The organism is Roseococcus sp., from assembly GCF_965227005.1.
GTDB lineage: Bacteria > Pseudomonadota > Alphaproteobacteria > Acetobacterales > Acetobacteraceae > Roseococcus.
In genome coordinates this window covers 249,067-265,484 of the sequence record NZ_CBDDFJ010000036.1, presented here as the reverse complement: position 1 = coordinate 265,484, position 16,418 = coordinate 249,067, and the positions used below count along the sequence as shown (strand labels likewise).

The window sequence follows — 16,418 nt, the reverse complement described above, 5'->3', positions numbered from 1 at the left end:
GATGATCGAGCGTCGCACGGCCATGGGTCTGGCGCTGGGGACGGCCATCGCCGGTCCGGCCTCCGCCCAGACCCCAGCAACAGGCGGAGATGTCGTGAACTTCTACCAGAGCGTCGGCCCGGTCCTCGCCAACTGGAGGCCGGATGTGGCGGCCGCCTCGCTGACGCGCCTGTCCGAGACGACCCTGCCCGCCAATGTCCAATATGTCTGGCGGCACCCGAGGCTGCGGATCCTCTACGTGGCCTCCAGCAATGGCGGCCCCGGCGGTCCGGGCGACCGGCATTTCGTGAACGCCTTCCGGATGGCCCCCGAAAGCGGCGCGCTGAGCCCGCATGGCGAGCCCATCCCCCTGCGCGCCCGGCCCATCCACATGTCAGTGGATCGCCGCGGCGAATACGCGCTCGTCGCCTACAACAATCCGAGCGGCCTGACCGTTCACCGCATCGCGTCCGACGGCATGCTGGGCGAGGAGGTGCGCCAGACGGCCACGCCCGATGGCGGCATCTACGGCCACCAAGTGTTGGCGACGCCGGACAACAGCGCGGTCATCCTCGTCACGCGCGGCAACGACGCGGCCGGCGGCAAGCCCGAGGATCCCGGCGCGCTGAAGGTCTTCGGCTTTCGCGACGGCCAGCTCACGCTGCGGCAATCCGTCGCCCCGAATGGCGGACGCGCCTTCGGGCCGCGCCACATCGACTTCCATCCCACGCTGCCGCTCGTCTATGTCTCGATCGAGCGGCAGAACAAGCTGCAGGTCTACGGCCTGCGCGACGGCATGATGACGCCCGATCCGATCTTCACGGTGGAGACGCTGCGCCAGCCCGGCGCATTGCCGCCGCAGCAGCTGGCCAGCGCGCTGCATGCGCACCCCAATGGGCGGCATCTCTACCTGGCGAACCGCAGCGACGCGGTGGCCCAGTTCCAGGGCCAGGAGATCGGGCTCGACGGCGAGAACAGCGTCGCCGTCTTCGACCTCGATCCCGCGACCGGCCGGCCGACCCTGGTGCAGAGCCTGGACACCGAGGGCTTCCACCCGCGCACCTTCTCGCTCGATCCTTCGGCGCGGATGCTGGTGGCGGCGGATATCGTGGGGCGGCGCGTGCGCCAGGGAGACGGCACGGTGATGCGCCCGGCGAACCTCGCGATCTATCGTGTGGCCCCAAACGGCCGCCTCGCCTTCGCGAGCTCGATCCCCGTCGAGACGGGACAGGTGATGCAGTTCTGGAGCGGGATGGTGCCGAACTGACCCCGTTCAGCTCATCCGCGCGAAGCCGTCCTCGCGCGCGAGCCGGGCGCGGTGCGCCGCTTCCGCGTCACGGGAACGGAGGTCGTCCGGTGGGACGCCTCGGGCATCGAGCCGCGCCAGCCAGGACGGCGGCGCGTGCTGGCGACCTGCTGGCCGCCGCGCGACTTCGTCCATGCGAAGATGGACGGCAGGTGAGCGGTCAGGTCGCCGCGCCGCCATTCACCTGCAGCATCTGCCCGCTGACATAGGCGCCGCCCTCGCTCACCAGCATGCGCACCACCGCCGCCACCTCGGCCGGCGTGCCCATGCGCCCCGAGGGGACCTTCGCGACATAGCCGTGGCGATCCGTGACGACGCCCGGCTTGTCGTCATCGGCCGCGATCGGGCCGGGCGAGATGGCGTTGACCGTGATGCCCTTCGTCGCGAATTCCTTCGCCAGCGCCTTGGTCAGGCCCCAGGCGCCGTGCTTGGCGACCGAGACGGGCGCGCGGCCGGAATAGCCCTGCATGGCGTTCATGCCGGTGAAGTTCACGATGCGGCCCCAGCCCTGCGCGATCATGCCCGGCAACAGCGCCTGCGACAGCCAGACGGCCGCCTCCAGATCCACCGTCATCACGCGCGACCAGTCCTCGGGGCTGATCTCCAGGAAGGGCTTTTCCGGACGCAGCGCGGCGTTGTTCACCAGCACGTCGATCGCCCCGAAGGCAGCCAGCGCCTCGGCGGCGATGCGCAGGCACTCATCGCGCCGGCCGACATCGCCCATGGCGACCAGCGCTTGCACGCCAAGCGCGCGCGCCTCGGCGGCCACCGATTCCGCCGCCGCGCGGTCGGACGAGCCGTTCACGACGACGTCGAAGCCCTCGCCCGCCAGGGTCAGGACGACGGCACGGCCGATATTGCGCCCGGCGCCGGTGATGAGCGCGGCCTTGCGGATGTTCGATGTCATTCCTGGATCACTTCTTGTCGTTGCTGAGATCGCCTTGTCTACCATCGGCCCGGAGGGCTGGAAATCGAACGCGCCCATCTTGCTGGCGGCGGCGCGATCTTCGATGGTTCCGCCGCGCCATCCAGGAGAAACCGCATGCCCATGATCCGCGTCGAGATGTATGCCGGCCGCTCGCCCGAGCAAAAGAAGGCTCTCGTGAAGGCCCTCACCGAGGCCTTCGTCGCCACCGCCGGCAGCACGCCGGACTCCGTGCAGATCGTCCTGCAGGACATCGAGAAGAGCGACTGGGCGACCGGCGGCGTGCTCGCCTCCGACAAGGCCTGATTCAGCCGAGCTCCACTTCGGCATAGCCCCGCTCGGCGATGCCGTTGGCCCAGGCGCGGTAGTTGGTGGCGCTGCCCGTGTAGCGCGCCACCCGCCGCGTCTGGCGGCCGGCCACGTTGATGTTCACGCCGGTCATCCAGGAATCCACCTCCATGCTGAGGAGGCCCTGGGCGATCTCCATCACATGGTCCATCCATTGCCCGACCGCCTCGGGCCGCGCCTCGAAGCGCGTGATGCCGCGCTCGGTCACGTGGCGCAGGAATTCGGCCACCCATTCCACGTTGAACTCGATGGTGCGCGGGATATTGCCCAGCGCATTGTGCGGCCCGACCAGCATCAGCATGTTCGGGAAACCGTCCACCAGCATGCCGACCAGCGACGTCGCGCCCTCCTCCCACTGGTCCTTCAGCGACACGCCGTCCTTGCCGCGGAAGTCGATGCGGTCGAAGGCGCCGCGCAGCGCGTCGAAGCCGGTGGCATAGACGATGATGTCGAATTCATACTCGGCCGCGCTGGTGACGAGGCCCGTCGGCGTGATGCGCTCGATGGGCGTGGCCTTGCTGTCCACCAGCGTGACATTGGGCTGGTTGTAGCATTCGTAATAGCGCGTCTCGAGCGGGACGCGGCGCGTGCCGAAGCCGTGGTTCTTGGGGATCAGCAACTCCGCGACCGCAGGGTCCTTCACGCGCTCGCGGATCTTATCGGCGATGAAGCGCGAGATCTCCTCATTGGCGGCGCGGTTGGTCAGGATGTCCTGGTAGTTGCCGACCCAGATGCCGAAGCCGCGATCGGCGTAGAGCTTCTCCCAGAAGGCGCGCCGCTCCTCGGCCGAGGCATCGAAGGTGTCCTGCGGATGGGCGGTGTGCAGGAAGCAGGCCCAGGTCTCGCGGCAGCGGCGGAAGATATCGTCGTAGCGCGTGCGGATCTCGGCCATCTCTTCGGGCGGGATCTTGCCGTTGTGCAGCGGCGCGCACCAATTGGGCGTGCGCTGGAACACCGTCAGCTGCGCGGCCGTCTTCGCGACCTCCTGGATGGTCTGCACGCCCGAGGCGCCGGTGCCGATGACCGCCACGCGCTTGCCGGTGAAGTCCACCGGCTCCTTGGGCCAGAGCCCGGTGTGGAAGGACGGCCCGGCGAAATCCGTCATGCCCGGATAGCTCGGCATCGTCGGCGAGGAGAGCGCGCCGATGGCGGTGACGAGGAAGCGCGCGCGCTGGAGGCTGCCATCCTCCAGCTCGACCTTCCACAGGCGGCTGGCCTCGTCCCAGCGGGCGGCCTTCACGCGGGCGGAGAACTGGATGTCGCGGCGCAGGTCGTATCTGTCGGCGACGAGGTTCAGGTAGCGTTCGGTCTCGGGCTGGGGGGCGAAATGCTCGGTCCAGTCCCAGTCCTTCAGCAGCTCCTGGTCGAAGGAATAGCCGTAGGAATAGCTCTCGGAATCGAAGCGGCAGCCGGGATAGCGGTTCCAGTACCAGGTGCCGCCGACGCCCGTTCCGGCCTCGAGCACGCGCGTCTTCAATCCGAGTTGGCGCAGCTTGATGAGCTGGTAGAGGCCGGACATGCCCGCGCCGATGACGATCGCGTCGAAGGCGTCGGCCTGCACGGGGTCCGCCGCGAGAGATGCTGAGGCTGACATGGCTGGGGCGTCCTCTTCGTTGCTTCCGCTGCCGCGAAGTCTGAACCGCTTGCCGTACCTTCGCAAACGGGGCTGCGCCTTCATCGCGCCATCAATCCAACATGCCCGCCGCAATCCCGCCCGCACACGTCTTGGAGACACCCTCATCGCGCCATGGAGGCGGGTCAGATTCACCCTCAGAGGATGCAAGAAACCCCCTCCCAGGCGCGGCGCCCGAAACGCCACGTCGATGCTCCCGAAGAGCCAGACCGATGCGCAAGCTTCTCCCTCTCCTCGCCCTCTCCTCCCTCCTGGGCTTCGCGGCCTGCACCGATCCCTACGGCCGCGTCGATCCGCTCGCGACCGGCCTTCTGGGCGTGGGCGTCCTCGCCGCGGCGGGCCTGGCGGTCGCGGCCACCAGCCATCACGGCGGCCCGCGCTATGCCTCGGGCTATGGCGGCGGATATCGCGGCGGTTACGGCGGCGGGTATCGCGGCGGCTACGGTGGCGGCTATGGCGGCGGCCGCCGCTGGTAGGTCATCAGGAGGATGTCTCGGGGCGCCGCAGCAATGCCGGCGCCCTTTTTGCCGTCCAGGCACCCGCCACGATCCTGCCGCAGGGCCGACGCAACCGGCGCAATTCGGCCCGCACGCGCCTTGAAGAGACCCTCTTCGCGCCACGAGGCCGCGTCAGATTCATCGTCAGAGGATCAAGAAACCCCCTCCCGATGCGGATCCTGAAAGCACCGCCTCGCTGCTCCCGAAGGAGCCAGGACCATGCGCAAGCTTCTCTCCGTTCTCGCGCTCACCGGCCTGATCGGCACGGGCCTCGCGGGGCTGGCCGCACCGGCCGAGGCCCATGGCTACGGATATGGTTACGGCTATGGCTACGCCCCGCCGCCCGCCTATGGCTGGGCCGGTCCCGCCTATGGCTATGCGCCGCCGCCCCCTCCCCCGCCGCGCTACTACGGCTATGGCGGCTACGCCCCTCGCCCGGCCTATGGCTGGGGTGGCCCGGGCCGGGACTATGGTCGCGGCCACGGCGGTGGCTGGGGCCACCACCGCGGCTGGTGATCAGGACTGCTGGTAGGGGACCTGATCCCACGTCTTGAAGCCCGGACGCGAGGAGATCGGCGGCGCCTTCTCCAGCGCCGCCAGATCGGGCAACGGGCGGGCGAATTCGGCATCGCCCGCGAAGGCCGCCTCGAGCGCCGCCGCCACCTGCATCACCAGCACGTCGCCGCCGCGCGGACCCACGATCTGCAGGCCGAAGGGGAAGCCCTTCTCGTCCTTGCCGATGGGGAAGCTCATGGCCGGATGGCCCGTGAGCGTCACGTAGTAGGACAGGCTCAGCCAGTGGAAGTAGGTGCGGACCGGCTTGCCGTCGATCACGGCCGGATAGAGCTCCAGCCAGGGCCGCGGGCTCGTGCAGATGGCCGGGGTGACGAGGATGGAATGCTCGGCGAAGAAGGACTGGAAGCCGCGATAGATCTGCGTCTGGCGCACCAGCGCCTTGGCCTGATCCTCCAGCGAGTAGCCCAGCGCCTCCTCGACATTGGCGTGCAGGTTGGGGCCGCAATCCTGCGGGCGGTTCTTCACCTTCTCGACATGCGAGGTCAGCACGCCCGTGGAGCGCAGCACCTCGAAGGCCTCATCGCCGCCTGACACGTCGGGATGGGCTTGAACCGCGCGGGCGAACATCGGCCCGATGGCGGCCACCACCTTCTGGAACGCGCGGCGGACGATGCCCTCGACCGGCGCCAGGCCGAAGTCCTCGCTATAAGCGAGCTTCATCGAGGCGAGGTCGGCCGGCACGACCGGATGATAGAGTTCCGGGCGCGCGCGCATCTTCTGGCCGGGATAGCTATAGGCGAGCGGGTCCACCGCATCGTCGCTGGCCATGGCCGAGAGCATCAGCGCGAGGTCGGGCACGTTGCGCGCCATTGGCCCCAGCATCGGCAGCGGCGACCAGCCATGCGGGCGCCGCGAGCTCGGCACCAGGCCCGAGGAGGGCCGGAAGCCGATGATGCCGTTGAAGGCCGCCGGATTGCGCAGCGAGCCGCCGGTGTCGCTGCCCGAGGCGAGCGGCACCATGTTCGTCGCCAGCGCGACGGCCGAGCCGCCCGAGGAGCCGGCGGCGTTGAATTCGGGGTTGAAAGCGTTGCCCGTGGCGCCCCAGACGAGGTTGCGGCTGTTCGCGCCCAGGCCGAATTCGGGAACATTGGTCTTGCCCACGATCACGCCGCCCTGCTCGCGCAGATTGGCGACCATGTGCTCGTCCTTGTCGGGGACGTGATCGGCGAGGATCGGGCTGCCCCAGGTGGTGCGCAGGCCCTTGGTCTCCTCCAGATCCTTGATGCCGAGCGGCAGGCCGTGCAGCAGCGGCAGCGCGTCGCCCTTCATGGTCGCGGCGTCGGCGGCCTTGGCCGTGGCCCGGGCGGCGCCCTCGTCCATCGCCGTCATGGCGTTGACGGCGGGGTTCACCTTCGCGATGCGGGCGAGGCAGGATTCCAGCAATTCGGTGGAAGACAGCTTCTTCGTCCCGATGAGGCGGCGAGCCTCCACGGCGGTCAGGTCACAGGGCTCGGTCACGGGCAATCTCCAGCGTTTCCCGGATCATCCCCGCTTCGGGCGCTCGCGCAAGACGAGGGCCGCTCAGTTGTCGATCGAGGGGAACTCCGCGGCGACGACGGCCTGAATTTCCCGCCATGTCACGACGCCATCCCCGTCGGCGTCGAAGCTGCGGAAACCGACCGGGGGCAGGCCTCCGGCAAGCCGGATGCCGGAGGTCTGGCCGGACAGCCCCAGTTCGCGGGCGATATCGGGCAGGAGCAGGGCGCGGAATTCCTGCGCCGTCAGCGCGCCGTCGCCATCCGAATCGGCGGCGAGGAAATCCGCCAGCGCGAAGAGCTCGGCCTCGTTCCGACTCACCCGTCCGTCCTGATCGAGGTCGCGCATGCCCACCCTCAGTTCGTGGGAAGCCGGCGCAGGCTGCGCCGCCGCCGTACCGCAGGCCAGGACCAGGGCGCCAAGGGCCATCGCGCGCGTCAGCTTCATCGTCGTCTCCATCGGCGGAAAAGGCGAGGCGCCCCTTCGATGCGATGAAAATGATGGCCTAGGCTCCAGACTCAATCAGGTCCATCCGATGAGGATGGCCGCGATGGCGACAGCTGAGGCGAAGTTGTTGGCGAGCTTGTCGTATCTGGTGTGGATGCGTCGCCAATCCTTGAGGCGCCCGATGGTGCGTTCGATGCGGTTTCGTAGCTTGTAGAACTTCTCGTCGAAGGGGTGTGGATGCTTGCGGGTAGGATTGTTGGGAATGACCGGCAAGGTCCCGCGTGCGATGAGAAAGCTGCGTAGGCCATTGCTGTCATAGGCCGTGTCTGCAGCGCAAAGAGCCGAGGGCGGAAGGTTGGCCAGCAGACCATGGGCGGCTCGGATATCGCCCATCTGACCTGGGCTCACGACAAAGGCGAGAACGCGCCCTCGCCCGTCGACGACGAGGTGGATCTTGGTCCCCCTGCCGCCGCGAGACCGTCCTATGGCCTGAGCGTCGGCCCCCCTTTTCCACCAGCGGCACTGCGCTGCGTCTTGGCGGTCGTGCTGTCGATCAACTGCACGCCGCCCGGCGTGGCCTCGGCCAAGGCTGCGAACACGCCCTGCCAGACGCCACGCTGCGACCATCGGTGATAGCGGTTGTAAATGGTCGTCGGCGGGCCGTAGCGCCGCGGGCAGTCCTGCCAGCGGCCACCATGCTTCAGAACATGAACGATCCCGCTGATCACGCGCCGATCGTCCACCCGATGTGCGCCAGGCTGGTTGCGCGGCAGGTGCGGCTCGAGCGCCGCCCACTGAACATCACTCAGCCAAAACCCCTGCTCCATGATCCACGACCTCCCAAAGATCGTGAATCACATCCTCGCGCGTCGATGCCACAACTGATTGGGTTTGGAGCCTAGGGTTACGGCAGCATGACCCGGAGCGTGTCGCCCCATGAGGAACTGTGACGGGCAGATACGAAAACGCCCCGCATGTTGCCATGCGGGGCGCTGTCGCGAAGCCTGCGGGAGCCGGGCTCAGTAGCCCATGGCGCAGCCGTCCTTGCGGGGATCGCTGCCGCCGACGAGCACGCCGCGCTCGTGGTCGATAAAGATCGCCTGGCCGCCGCCATGCGGCTTGGAGATGGTCACGCAGCTATGGCCGAGCGCCTCCAGCTTGGCCACGACCTCCTTGGGCACGCTGCTCTCGACCTGCACCTTGCCGTCCTCGGGGAAGACGCGCGGCGCGTCGAGCGCGGCCTGGGGATCCATGCCGTATTCGAACATGTTGGACAGCAGCAGCGACTGGCCCATCGGCTGGAAATGCCCGCCCATCACGCCGAAGGGCATGACCGCCTTGCCGTCCTTCATCGCCATGCCGGGGATGATGGTGTGCATGGGCCGCTTGCCAGGCGCGATGGTGTTGGGGTGCCCCTCCTCCAGGCGGAAGCCGAAGCCGCGGTTCTGCAGCATCACGCCCGAGCCCTCGGCCAGGATGCCCGAGCCATAGCTCTTGAAGAGCGAGTTGATGAAGGAGCAGGCGTTGCCGTCCTCGTCCACCACGCAGAGATAGACGGTGTCCTTGTGCTTGGGGATCAGCGTGTCAGGCGCCGGCGGCACCACCATGGCCTGGGCGTCCATGATGGACTTCGCCATGTCGTGCAGGTAGCCGTCCGAGAGCAGCACCTCGGTCGGAACATCGGCGAAGGCGGGGTCGGCGATGAAGGCGTCGCGGTCGCGATAGGCCAGGCGCGCGGCCTCGATGTGGCGATGGAAGCGCTCGGCCGAGATCGCCTGGCCGGGGGCCTGGAAGGTCTCCAGCATGCCCAGGATCATGAGCGTGATGATGCCCGAGCCATTGGGCGGGCACTCGTAGATCTCCATGCCGTTCCAGGCGCGCTTGATCGGCTCCACGAATTCGGCGGTGCGCAGGCCGTTGGCGAAATCCTCCTCGGTGTGGACGCCGCCGAGCGCGCGCAGGTGCTTGACCATATCGGCCGCGACCTCGCCCTCGTAAAAGCCGCGCGCGCCCTTGGCGGCGATGGTGCGCAGCGTGGCGCCCAGCGCGGGGAAGCGCATGACGTCGCCGAATTGCGGCGCCGCGCCGTTCTTCAGGTAGTGGCGCGCCGAGGCCTCGTTGGCCGCGAGCTTGCCGCGGGCATCGGCCCAGTCGGCCGCCACGCGCGAGGCGACGACGAAGCCGTCCTCGGCGAACTTGATGGCGGGCTGCAGCAGCGCGTCCAGGCCCTTGCGGCCATGGGCGGCGTTCAGCGCCTCCCAGGCGGAGATGGCGCCGGGAATGGTGACGACATGCGCGCTGGTGTCGTCCAGCTGCTTCACGCCCAGGCTGCGCAGCTTCTGGGGCGTGGAGGCGCCCGCGGCCTTGCCCGAGCCGTTCATGGCATAGACCTTGCCCGTGCCGGCGGGGGCATAGAGGCAGAAGCAGTCGCCGCCGATGCCGGTGCTCTGGGGTTCGATCACGCCGAGCACGGCGACGGCGGCGATCGCCGCATCCATCGCATTGCCGCCGGACTTCAGGATGTCGAGCGCCGTCATGGTCGCGGCGGGCATGGAGGTCGCGGCCATTCCGCGCATGGAGACGACGGGGCTGCGTCCGGGCGCGTGGAAATCGCGGCTGCTGTGGCTCTTGAGGAAAGCCGGACGGCTCGCCATTGGCGGAATGACATTCATGCTAAGGACTCCCACTAGGACGCTGGCGAGCCCTAAGAATACCCCAGATCGCCGGTCCGTCCATCTGTGGGGGAATCCCCGAGGCGCGCGCGGGGCTTGGCTTTGGCCTCCCCGATCCGCTAAGCCAGGGCATGTCCGCCACCATCACCTATGACGATTTCGAGCGCGCGGAGATCCGCGTCGGCACCATCGTCGACGCCCAGCCCTTCCCCGAGGCGCGCAAGCCGGCCCTCCAGCTCTGGGTGGATTTCGGCGAGCCCCTCGGCATTCGAAAAAGCTCCGCGCAGCTCACCGCGCATTACGCGCCGGACAAGCTGATCGGCCGGCAGGTGATGGCGGTGGTGAACTTCCCGCCCCGCCAGATCGGCCCCTTTCGCAGCGAGGTCCTCGTCCTCGGCGTGCCGGACGACAATGGCGACGTGGTGCTGCTCAAGCCGGACCTGCGGGTGCCCGATGGCGGGCGGATGTTCTGATGGCCACGCCGCGCTATTTCACCGTCACCTGGGACCAGTTGCATCGCGACAGCAAGGCGCTGGCCTGGAAGCTCCTGGAACGCGGCCCCTGGAAGGGCGTGGTCGCGATCACCCGCGGTGGGCTGATTCCGGCCGCGATCGTGGCGCGCGAGCTCGAATGCCGCGTCATCGAGACGGTCAGCGTCGTCACCTATGACGAGGAGGATCGCGGCGAGCCGCAGATCGTAAAACTGCCCGCCGCCGCCGGCGACGGCACCGGCTGGCTGCTGGTGGACGATCTGGTGGACACCGGCACCACGGCGCGGGTCGTACGCTCGGTGCTGCCGAAGGCGCATTTCGCCACGATCTACGCCAAGCCCGCCGGCCAGCCTTTGGTGGACAGCTTCGTGACCGAGGTGAGCCAGGATACCTGGATCCTCTTCCCCTGGGACACCGAGGCGCAGTTCATCGCGCCCATCGCGAAAGCGACGCAGAAGGCCTGACGCGGCCTCAGCCCATCGCCCAGCCGGCCAACGCCCAGCCGGGCGGCGGGTCGTTCAGGGCCTGCAGCGCCGGCGGCAGTTCCACCGGCGCCGGTGCCAACAGCCGGGCGTCGTTCTCGGCGACGCGGCCGACCCGGCCATCCACCGGCCAGAAGGCCAGGAGCGCGTCCTCCGCCGGGCGCATCATTTCCAGCAGCGCCGCCTCGCCCGCCGCCTCCTCGCCGAGCCAGGCGGCCCAGGCCTCCGGTGGCAGGATCACGGGCATGCGGGCATGCATCAGCGCCTGGCGCCCGGCCGAGGCGATGGTGATGACGCAATAGCTCCGCATCCAGCCGCCATCCGGGCGCTTCCAATTCTCCCAAAGCCCGGCGACGGCCATGGGAGCACCGTCGCGCAGGGCCGCGGCGAAGGGCTGCTTGCCCTCCGCCCCGGTAAGCCATTCGTAGAAGCCATCCATGGGGACGAGGCAGCGGCGCCGGGCGAAGGCCTCTCGGAAGCTCGGCTTGTCCAGAATCGTCTCGGAGCGCGCGTTGATCAGGCGGGCGGCGCCGGCGGAATCCCTGGCCCAATGCGGGACCAGCCCCCAGCGGAGAGCATCGAGATGCCGCGCGCCGGTCTGCGGATGGCGCCGGACCGCGAGCCCCTCCTGCGTCGGCGCGAGGTTCCAGGTGGCGGGGAAATCGTCCACCGGCGCAAGGGTGGCGAAATAGGCGGTCAGGTCCGCCGGTTTGCGCTGGAGGGTGTAGCGGCCGCACATGGGCTGATCAAAGCACGGATCGGGCCGCGCCGCCCCTCAAACTCCATGCAACAAGTCAGGGCGCCTGCTTCGCCCAACCATCGGCGGTGGCCTCCAGCCGCCGCGCCGAGGCCCGGGCGCCGTCCAGTTCCCGCGCCGTCCCGGCCAGGGCGCCGCGATAATCCTGCACCCGCGTCTCCAGGCCCGAAACCGCGCCTCCCAGCGCCGCGAGACTGCCGCGCAATGCACCCACCGCCTCCTTCTGCTCCGTCAGCGCCGCCTCCAGGCTGCGTAGCGCGGCGCGCAGGCGATCTTGCGGCTTCTGCGGGAAAGCGAGGATCTGGGCCATTGGTCAGACTCCCGTCGGTGGCTTCCATCTATGAATCGGAGGTTAACGAGTCTCATTTTTTAATACAATCTTCATTTATCGCCTCAGCCTCAATGGGCGAGATGGCCTTCCACCAGATCCACGGGACCAATTCTTTCAAACCCGTCTTTGCGCTATGCATCGGCGATGGGTGTCAGCGTACAGATCGTCTTCGTCCTGCTTCTCACGCTGCTCAATGGCATCTTCGCCATGAGCGAGCTGGCAGTGGTGTCCTCCCGAAAGGGCCGGCTGCTCGCGATGGAGCGCGCGGGGAGCCTCGGCGCGGCCGCGGCGCTCGAGCTGCAGGAGAACCCGCAGCGCTTCCTGCCCACGGTCCAGGTCGGCATCACGCTGGTCGGCATCCTGGCCGGCGTCTTCGGCGGCGCGGCCATCGCGGGCCCCTTCGGCGAAGTCCTGGCGCAGATCCCGATCCTCGCGGGCTTCGGGCGTGAGCTCGCCTTTGCCCTCGTCGTGCTCGCCATCACCTATGTGAACCTGATCCTGGGCGAGCTGGTCCCCAAGCAGCTCGCGCTTCGCAATCCCGAGAAGGTGGCCTCCGCCCTCGCGCGGCCGCTGACGGCGCTGGCGCGGTTCACCTCCCCCTTCATCTGGTTCATGTCGCAATCCTCCGCGCTGATCCTGCGGCTCTTCGGCGCGCACGTGCCGACCGACCAGAGCGTCACGGAAGAGGAGGTGAAGGCCGTCGTGGCCGAGGGCGTGCATGCCGGCGCGCTCGACCACAGCGAGCGCCAGATGATCGAGCGCGTGCTGCGCCTGGCTGACCGCCCGGTCCGCGCGCTCATGACGCCGCGGCCCGAGGTCGCCTGGCTCGACAGCAATGCCGAGCCGCAGGACATCGCCGCCGCGCTGCGGGCCGAATCGGTGACGCGCTTCATCGTCTCCGACGGGCGCGTGGACAATGTGCTGGGCGTGGTCGCCGCCAAGGACCTGCTGGACCAGATGCTGGAGGGCGCGCCCCTCAACATCGCCCGCGCGATGCGCCAACCCATCGCCATGCCGGACGGGCTCTCCGCCCTGGCGGCGCTGGAGCGGTTGCGGGCGGACCCGTTGGGCCTCGCGCTGGTGCTCGACGAATATGGCAGCTTCGAAGGGGTGGTGACGGCCTCCGACGTGCTGGAGGCGATCGTGGGCGAGTTGGGCCCCGCGCCGAGCTCGGGGAAGCCCTCGGTCATCGAGCGGTTCGACGGCTCCATGCTGTTGGACGGCATGATGGCGCTGGATGAATTGCGCGACCGGCTCAAGGGCTTCGAGGCGCCGCCGCAATCCAGCGCCTATCACACGGTGGCGGGGCTGATGCTGGCCTTGCTGGAGCGCGTGCCGCGCGAGGGCGACCGCATCGTGCATTCCGGCTGGCGCTTCGAGATCGTCGACATGGACGGGCGCCGCGTGGACAAGGTTCTGGCCTCCCTCGAGGAGACGGTGGCCACCCCCTGAGGAAGAGTGGCCGGGAGCTCAGTCGTCCCGGTGCACCTTTTCCATCTTCTCGTGGCGCTCTTGCGCCTCGATGGAGAGGGTGGCGATCGGCCGGGCTTCGAGACGGCGCAGGCCGATCGGCTCAAAGGTTTCTTCGCAAAAGCCGTAGCTGCCGTTGGAGATGCGGTCGAGCGCCTGATCGATCTTGCTGATCAGCTTGCGGGCCCGGTCCCGCGTGCGGAGCTCCAGCGCCCGGTCGGTCTCGACACTGGCCCGATCCGTGAGATCCGGCTCAGAAATTCCGCCGGCGGACAGAGAATTGAGGGTCACTCCTGCTTCACGGAGAAGGTCCCCGCGCCACCTCAATAGTTTCTGGCGAAAGTATTCCTGCTGTAAAGCATTCATGAATTCTTCGTCTTCCGAGGGACGATAATCGGGCGGAAGAGTGACGACCATGAGCCTTAACCCTCCCCACGTGGTGCGTTCGGCCCGGTGCCGACCGCGATCCCGGGGCGGCCGGACCATATTCAACTGTTCTGCGCCCGCCAAGAGGCCATTCCTGCCCAAGAGTGCGAACCACAAGCAATTTCATGCATTTGACGTCATGTAAGGAGGATTCTTGCCAAAATCGCGAGCAATTGCGGTTTGAGAGACGAATTCTGTCATCGTGCCATTGGCGACAGGCGGGCCAGTTCGATCCGCGCACGCAGCGAAATGGCCCGCATGATGGCGCGCAACGCCGGATCGGCCCCCGACTCGCCCTCGGCCAGCTGGGCCAATCGCGACAGCCGGCCAGCATCGATCCGACCGGACAGCAGGGCCAGCTGGAGTCCTTCCAGTTCCTCCAATGCCGCATGACCGCGGCGCCGCGCGGCATCGTCGCGCTCGGCATCGGAAAAGCCCTCCTGCAATCCGATCAGGCCAAGGCTGCCCGTGACCGATCCGGCCGCGGCCGCCTCCCGTCCGCGCTCCGCCTCCGGCAAGGCGAAGCCCGCGCCGCCACTGCGTCGGGTGGCCGCCCCGCGCCCGATGGCGGTGTAGCCCCGGATCGGCGTCAGCATCGGCAACTCTCCTTCCGGGCGGCGCTTTGTGCCGCCCCCAAGACTCCGGGCGGCAAACCCGCCCCCTCTCCCGGCACGAAATGCCCATCCCGGGAGCCCCAGGGCTGGCACGGCAGTTGCCTTGCTCATTCCAAGGCCGCCGCGTGCGGCCCGTCATCGCGGAGAGCTGGCGAGAGTGCGAAAATATCCTTTCCAACCCGTGAAGATGCTCGCGGCGGCGCTGATGCTGGTTGCCAATATGGCGGCGGCGCAGCCCGTGCGGATCAAGGACATCGCCGATGTCGAGGGCGTGCGCGACAACCAGCTGGTGGGTTACGGCCTCGTGGTCGGCCTTCCCGGCACCGGCGACCGGCTGCGCACCGCGATCTTCACCCGCCAGTCCCTGGTCGGCATGCTGGAGCGGCTCGGCGTCAACACGCGCGACAACGAGGCGCGGCTGGACACGCGCAACGTCGCGGCCGTCATGGTCACCGCCAATCTTCCCGCCTTCGCGCAGACCGGCAGCCGGATCGACGTCGCCGTCTCCTCCATGGGCGATGCGCAGAACCTGACCGGCGGCACGCTGCTGGTCACGCCGCTGCTGGGCGCGGATGGCGCCGTCTATGCCGTGGCGCAGGGCGCCGTCGCGACGGGCGCGCTGACCGTGCGCGGGGCCGGCGCCTCGGTCGCGCGCGGCGTGCCGACCTCGGCACGCATCTCGGCGGGCGGCATCGTCGAGCGCGCCATTCCTTATACGCTGGGCGGACGCGACCATGTCCGCCTCTCGCTCCGCAATCCCGACTTCACCACGGCCCAGCGCATCGCCGTCGCCATCAACCGCGCGAGCGGCGGCGTGGCCCGCGCCACGGATCCGCGTACCGTGATGCTCACTTTGGGCGGGCGCGACCCGATGGGCTTCATCACCGCCATCGAGCAGCTGCGCGTGGAGCCCGACCAGGTGGCCCGCGTCGTCATCGAGGAGGCCTCGGGCACCATCGTGATGGGGGCCAATGTCAGGGTCTCCCTGGTGGCGATCGCGCAGGGCAGCCTCACCATCCGCATCACCGAGACGCCGCAGGTGAGCCAGCCCAATCCTCTCGCCGGCGGCGAGACGGTGGTGGTGCCGCGCACGCAGATCGAAGTGGACGACCAGAGCGAGCGGCGGCTGGGCATCCTGCGCGGCGGCATCACTCTGGCCGAGCTGGTGCGCGGGCTGAACAGCCTCGGCGTCGGCCCGCGCGACCTCATCACCATCCTGCAGAGCATCAAGGCCGCCGGGGCACTCCAGGCCGAATTGGAGGTGCGCTGATGCTCTCTCCCATCACCCGGGCCGCCACGGCCCAGACGCCCGAGCGCATGCGCGAGGTGGCCCAGCGCTTCGAGGCGCAGGTTCTCGCCCAGCTGCTGCAGCCCGCCTTCGACAGCGTCGGCCAGGGCCGATTCGGCGGCGGCGCAGCGGAGGCTCAGTGGCGCCCCCTGCTCGTCGAGGGCTTCGCCACGGGCGCTGCCCGCGCCGGACGCGGCATCGGCCTGCAGGACATGGTACTGAGCCACATGATCCGCCTGCAGGAGCTTTCCCAATCCAACCAGGAGAATCGCCCATGATGGACGCCGTGATCGCCGCCGGAGAGCGGCTCGCCGAAGCCCTGCGCGCGGAGAACGAGGCGCTGGCCGCTCTCGACATGACCCGCGCCGCGGCCATGGCCACCCGCAAGATGCAGGCGACCGACGCGCTGGCCGCCGCGACCGCCGCCGCCACCAGCACCCAGGCCCGCGCCGAAGGTGAAACCCGCGTGGCAGCCGAGAAGATGGCGCTGTCCTTGGCCGATCTGGGCCGGGAGAACCGCCAGCTGCTGGAAACCGCGATCGCGCTGCAGTCCCGTGTGATCGAGACCATCGCCGGGGCGGCCAAGCCGCTTTCCGCCGCGCCGGGCTATGGGCGAGGCGGGCTGCGCCGGCCGCCGAGCCAGGCCCCGGCCCTGGCGGTCACCACCCGGGTCTGAAAACCGCCTCGCCGACCCTGCCGG

21 protein-coding genes and 1 pseudogene are annotated in these 16,418 nt (G+C 68.8%); 11 read left to right on the top strand and 11 right to left on the bottom strand.

Annotated features, from left to right (window positions below):
- Window position 1: 1 nt before the first annotated feature.
- Together ACO057_RS18610 and ACO057_RS18605 are read left to right on the top strand one after the other, a co-directional pair.
- Window positions 2-1,246, top strand: a complete 1,245-nt coding sequence (locus ACO057_RS18610) for a lactonase family protein (RefSeq protein WP_421994228.1) — start codon at window positions 2-4, stop codon at window positions 1,244-1,246.
- 51 nt (window positions 1,247-1,297) lie between these two features.
- The gene (locus ACO057_RS18605) at window positions 1,298-1,441 is read left to right on the top strand and encodes a hypothetical protein (RefSeq protein ID WP_421994226.1); all 144 of its coding nucleotides are present in this window, start codon (window positions 1,298-1,300) and stop codon (window positions 1,439-1,441) included.
- A gap of 4 nt (window positions 1,442-1,445) precedes the next feature.
- Here the strand turns inward: ACO057_RS18605 and ACO057_RS18600 are convergent, their stop codons facing one another.
- Window positions 1,446-2,192: an SDR family NAD(P)-dependent oxidoreductase gene (locus tag ACO057_RS18600; RefSeq protein ID WP_421994224.1), complete on the bottom strand. Its 747-nt coding sequence runs from the start codon at window positions 2,190-2,192 to the stop codon at window positions 1,446-1,448.
- 57 nt (window positions 2,193-2,249) lie between these two features.
- On the opposite strand from ACO057_RS18600, the gene ACO057_RS18595 reads away from it, so the two are divergent.
- Window positions 2,250-2,516 (top strand): 2-hydroxymuconate tautomerase, encoded by a 267-nt coding sequence (locus ACO057_RS18595; RefSeq protein ID WP_421994639.1) that lies wholly within the window; start codon window positions 2,250-2,252, stop codon window positions 2,514-2,516.
- A gap of 1 nt (window position 2,517) precedes the next feature.
- On the opposite strand, the gene ACO057_RS18590 is transcribed toward ACO057_RS18595, so the two are convergent.
- Window positions 2,518-4,152: a flavin-containing monooxygenase gene (locus tag ACO057_RS18590; protein WP_421994222.1), complete on the bottom strand. Its 1,635-nt coding sequence runs from the start codon at window positions 4,150-4,152 to the stop codon at window positions 2,518-2,520.
- 251 nt (window positions 4,153-4,403) lie between these two features.
- Between ACO057_RS18590 and ACO057_RS18585 the strand changes: the two genes are divergently transcribed.
- The gene (locus ACO057_RS18585; protein ID WP_421994220.1) at window positions 4,404-4,667 is read left to right on the top strand and encodes a hypothetical protein; all 264 of its coding nucleotides are present in this window, start codon (window positions 4,404-4,406) and stop codon (window positions 4,665-4,667) included.
- Window positions 4,668-4,907: 240 nt separating this feature from the next.
- Entirely contained in the window at window positions 4,908-5,204 is a 297-nt protein-coding gene (locus tag ACO057_RS18580) for a hypothetical protein (RefSeq protein WP_421994218.1), read from the top strand.
- Here ACO057_RS18580 and ACO057_RS18575 read toward each other — a convergent pair whose 3' ends face one another.
- From ACO057_RS18575 to ACO057_RS18555, 5 genes and pseudogenes are all read right to left on the bottom strand, one after another.
- Entirely contained in the window at window positions 5,205-6,722 is a 1,518-nt protein-coding gene (locus tag ACO057_RS18575; protein ID WP_421994216.1) for an amidase, read from the bottom strand. It abuts the gene before it with no gap.
- 63 nt (window positions 6,723-6,785) lie between these two features.
- Window positions 6,786-7,187 carry a hypothetical protein gene (locus tag ACO057_RS18570; protein ID WP_421994214.1) on the bottom strand — a complete coding sequence of 134 codons (402 nt, stop codon included), beginning with the start codon at window positions 7,185-7,187 and terminating at the stop codon, window positions 6,786-6,788.
- Between the two features lie 75 nt (window positions 7,188-7,262).
- Window positions 7,263-7,814: an IS5 family transposase gene (locus ACO057_RS18565; protein WP_421990400.1), complete on the bottom strand. Its 552-nt coding sequence runs from the start codon at window positions 7,812-7,814 to the stop codon at window positions 7,263-7,265.
- A gap of 29 nt (window positions 7,815-7,843) precedes the next feature.
- Window positions 7,844-8,014 (bottom strand): annotated as a pseudogene (locus ACO057_RS18560) (transposase); the annotation flags it as partial.
- 192 nt (window positions 8,015-8,206) lie between these two features.
- A complete protein-coding gene (locus ACO057_RS18555; protein WP_421994212.1) occupies window positions 8,207-9,841 on the bottom strand; it encodes a gamma-glutamyltransferase family protein in 1,635 nt (544 codons plus the stop codon).
- Between the two features lie 149 nt (window positions 9,842-9,990).
- Between ACO057_RS18555 and ACO057_RS18550 the strand changes: the two genes are divergently transcribed.
- Complete coding sequence (locus ACO057_RS18550) at window positions 9,991-10,332, top strand: tRNA-binding protein (protein WP_421994210.1); 342 nt, start codon at window positions 9,991-9,993, stop codon at window positions 10,330-10,332.
- Complete coding sequence (gene gpt / locus ACO057_RS18545; RefSeq protein WP_421994208.1) at window positions 10,332-10,814, top strand: xanthine phosphoribosyltransferase; 483 nt, start codon at window positions 10,332-10,334, stop codon at window positions 10,812-10,814. The genes ACO057_RS18550 and gpt overlap by 1 nt, the downstream gene beginning before the upstream one ends.
- A gap of 7 nt (window positions 10,815-10,821) precedes the next feature.
- On the opposite strand, the gene ACO057_RS18540 is transcribed toward gpt, so the two are convergent.
- Complete coding sequence (locus ACO057_RS18540) at window positions 10,822-11,571, bottom strand: SOS response-associated peptidase (RefSeq protein WP_421994206.1); 750 nt, start codon at window positions 11,569-11,571, stop codon at window positions 10,822-10,824.
- 55 nt (window positions 11,572-11,626) lie between these two features.
- Window positions 11,627-11,899, bottom strand: coding sequence for a hypothetical protein (locus ACO057_RS18535; protein ID WP_421994204.1), 273 nt, complete (start codon window positions 11,897-11,899; stop codon window positions 11,627-11,629).
- Window positions 11,900-12,064: 165 nt separating this feature from the next.
- Between ACO057_RS18535 and ACO057_RS18530 the strand changes: the two genes are divergently transcribed.
- A complete protein-coding gene (locus tag ACO057_RS18530; protein WP_421994202.1) occupies window positions 12,065-13,372 on the top strand; it encodes a hemolysin family protein in 1,308 nt (435 codons plus the stop codon).
- Between the two features lie 18 nt (window positions 13,373-13,390).
- On the opposite strand, the gene dksA is transcribed toward ACO057_RS18530, so the two are convergent.
- Window positions 13,391-13,807, bottom strand: coding sequence for an RNA polymerase-binding protein DksA (dksA, locus tag ACO057_RS18525; RefSeq protein WP_421994200.1), 417 nt, complete (start codon window positions 13,805-13,807; stop codon window positions 13,391-13,393).
- 206 nt (window positions 13,808-14,013) lie between these two features.
- Entirely contained in the window at window positions 14,014-14,412 is a 399-nt protein-coding gene (locus ACO057_RS18520) for a flagellar assembly protein FliX (protein ID WP_421994198.1), read from the bottom strand.
- A 205-nt stretch (window positions 14,413-14,617) separates the two neighbouring features.
- On the opposite strand from ACO057_RS18520, the gene ACO057_RS18515 reads away from it, so the two are divergent.
- Genes ACO057_RS18515 through ACO057_RS18505 form a run of 3 tightly spaced genes read left to right on the top strand, consistent with a single transcriptional unit; the run spans window position 14,618 to window position 16,394 of the window.
- Window positions 14,618-15,700: a flagellar basal body P-ring protein FlgI gene (locus ACO057_RS18515; RefSeq protein WP_421994637.1), complete on the top strand. Its 1,083-nt coding sequence runs from the start codon at window positions 14,618-14,620 to the stop codon at window positions 15,698-15,700.
- The gene (locus ACO057_RS18510; RefSeq protein ID WP_421994196.1) at window positions 15,700-15,996 is read left to right on the top strand and encodes a chemotaxis protein chel; all 297 of its coding nucleotides are present in this window, start codon (window positions 15,700-15,702) and stop codon (window positions 15,994-15,996) included. The genes ACO057_RS18515 and ACO057_RS18510 overlap by 1 nt, the downstream gene beginning before the upstream one ends.
- Window positions 15,993-16,394: a hypothetical protein gene (locus ACO057_RS18505; protein WP_421994194.1), complete on the top strand. Its 402-nt coding sequence runs from the start codon at window positions 15,993-15,995 to the stop codon at window positions 16,392-16,394. Before ACO057_RS18510 ends, ACO057_RS18505 begins: the two co-directional genes overlap by 4 nt.
- Window positions 16,395-16,418 lie beyond the last annotated feature (24 nt).

What these genes read in the sequence shown, in the direction of transcription:
- dksA (WP_421994200.1), bottom strand. Translation starts at nt 13,807, where the DNA reads ATGGTCGTCACTCTTCCGCCCGATTATCGTCCCTCGGAAGACGAAGAA.
- gpt (WP_421994208.1), top strand. Translation starts at nt 10,332, where the DNA reads ATGGCCACGCCGCGCTATTTCACCGTCACCTGGGACCAGTTGCATCGC.
- ACO057_RS18600 (WP_421994224.1), bottom strand. Translation starts at nt 2,192, where the DNA reads ATGACATCGAACATCCGCAAGGCCGCGCTCATCACCGGCGCCGGGCGC.
- ACO057_RS18520 (WP_421994198.1), bottom strand. Translation starts at nt 14,412, where the DNA reads ATGCTGACGCCGATCCGGGGCTACACCGCCATCGGGCGCGGGGCGGCC.
- ACO057_RS18510 (WP_421994196.1), top strand. Translation starts at nt 15,700, where the DNA reads ATGCTCTCTCCCATCACCCGGGCCGCCACGGCCCAGACGCCCGAGCGC.
- ACO057_RS18555 (WP_421994212.1), bottom strand. Translation starts at nt 9,841, where the DNA reads ATGGCGAGCCGTCCGGCTTTCCTCAAGAGCCACAGCAGCCGCGATTTC.
- ACO057_RS18610 (WP_421994228.1), top strand. Translation starts at nt 2, where the DNA reads ATGATCGAGCGTCGCACGGCCATGGGTCTGGCGCTGGGGACGGCCATC.
- ACO057_RS18550 (WP_421994210.1), top strand. Translation starts at nt 9,991, where the DNA reads ATGTCCGCCACCATCACCTATGACGATTTCGAGCGCGCGGAGATCCGC.
- ACO057_RS18540 (WP_421994206.1), bottom strand. Translation starts at nt 11,571, where the DNA reads ATGTGCGGCCGCTACACCCTCCAGCGCAAACCGGCGGACCTGACCGCC.
- ACO057_RS18590 (WP_421994222.1), bottom strand. Translation starts at nt 4,152, where the DNA reads ATGTCAGCCTCAGCATCTCTCGCGGCGGACCCCGTGCAGGCCGACGCC.
- ACO057_RS18530 (WP_421994202.1), top strand. Translation starts at nt 12,065, where the DNA reads ATGGGTGTCAGCGTACAGATCGTCTTCGTCCTGCTTCTCACGCTGCTC.
- ACO057_RS18570 (WP_421994214.1), bottom strand. Translation starts at nt 7,187, where the DNA reads ATGAAGCTGACGCGCGCGATGGCCCTTGGCGCCCTGGTCCTGGCCTGC.
- ACO057_RS18580 (WP_421994218.1), top strand. Translation starts at nt 4,908, where the DNA reads ATGCGCAAGCTTCTCTCCGTTCTCGCGCTCACCGGCCTGATCGGCACG.
- ACO057_RS18515 (WP_421994637.1), top strand. Translation starts at nt 14,618, where the DNA reads ATGCTCGCGGCGGCGCTGATGCTGGTTGCCAATATGGCGGCGGCGCAG.
- ACO057_RS18585 (WP_421994220.1), top strand. Translation starts at nt 4,404, where the DNA reads ATGCGCAAGCTTCTCCCTCTCCTCGCCCTCTCCTCCCTCCTGGGCTTC.
- ACO057_RS18565 (WP_421990400.1), bottom strand. Translation starts at nt 7,814, where the DNA reads ATGGTCGCAGCGTGGCGTCTGGCAGGGCGTGTTCGCAGCCTTGGCCGA.
- ACO057_RS18535 (WP_421994204.1), bottom strand. Translation starts at nt 11,899, where the DNA reads ATGGCCCAGATCCTCGCTTTCCCGCAGAAGCCGCAAGATCGCCTGCGC.
- ACO057_RS18505 (WP_421994194.1), top strand. Translation starts at nt 15,993, where the DNA reads ATGATGGACGCCGTGATCGCCGCCGGAGAGCGGCTCGCCGAAGCCCTG.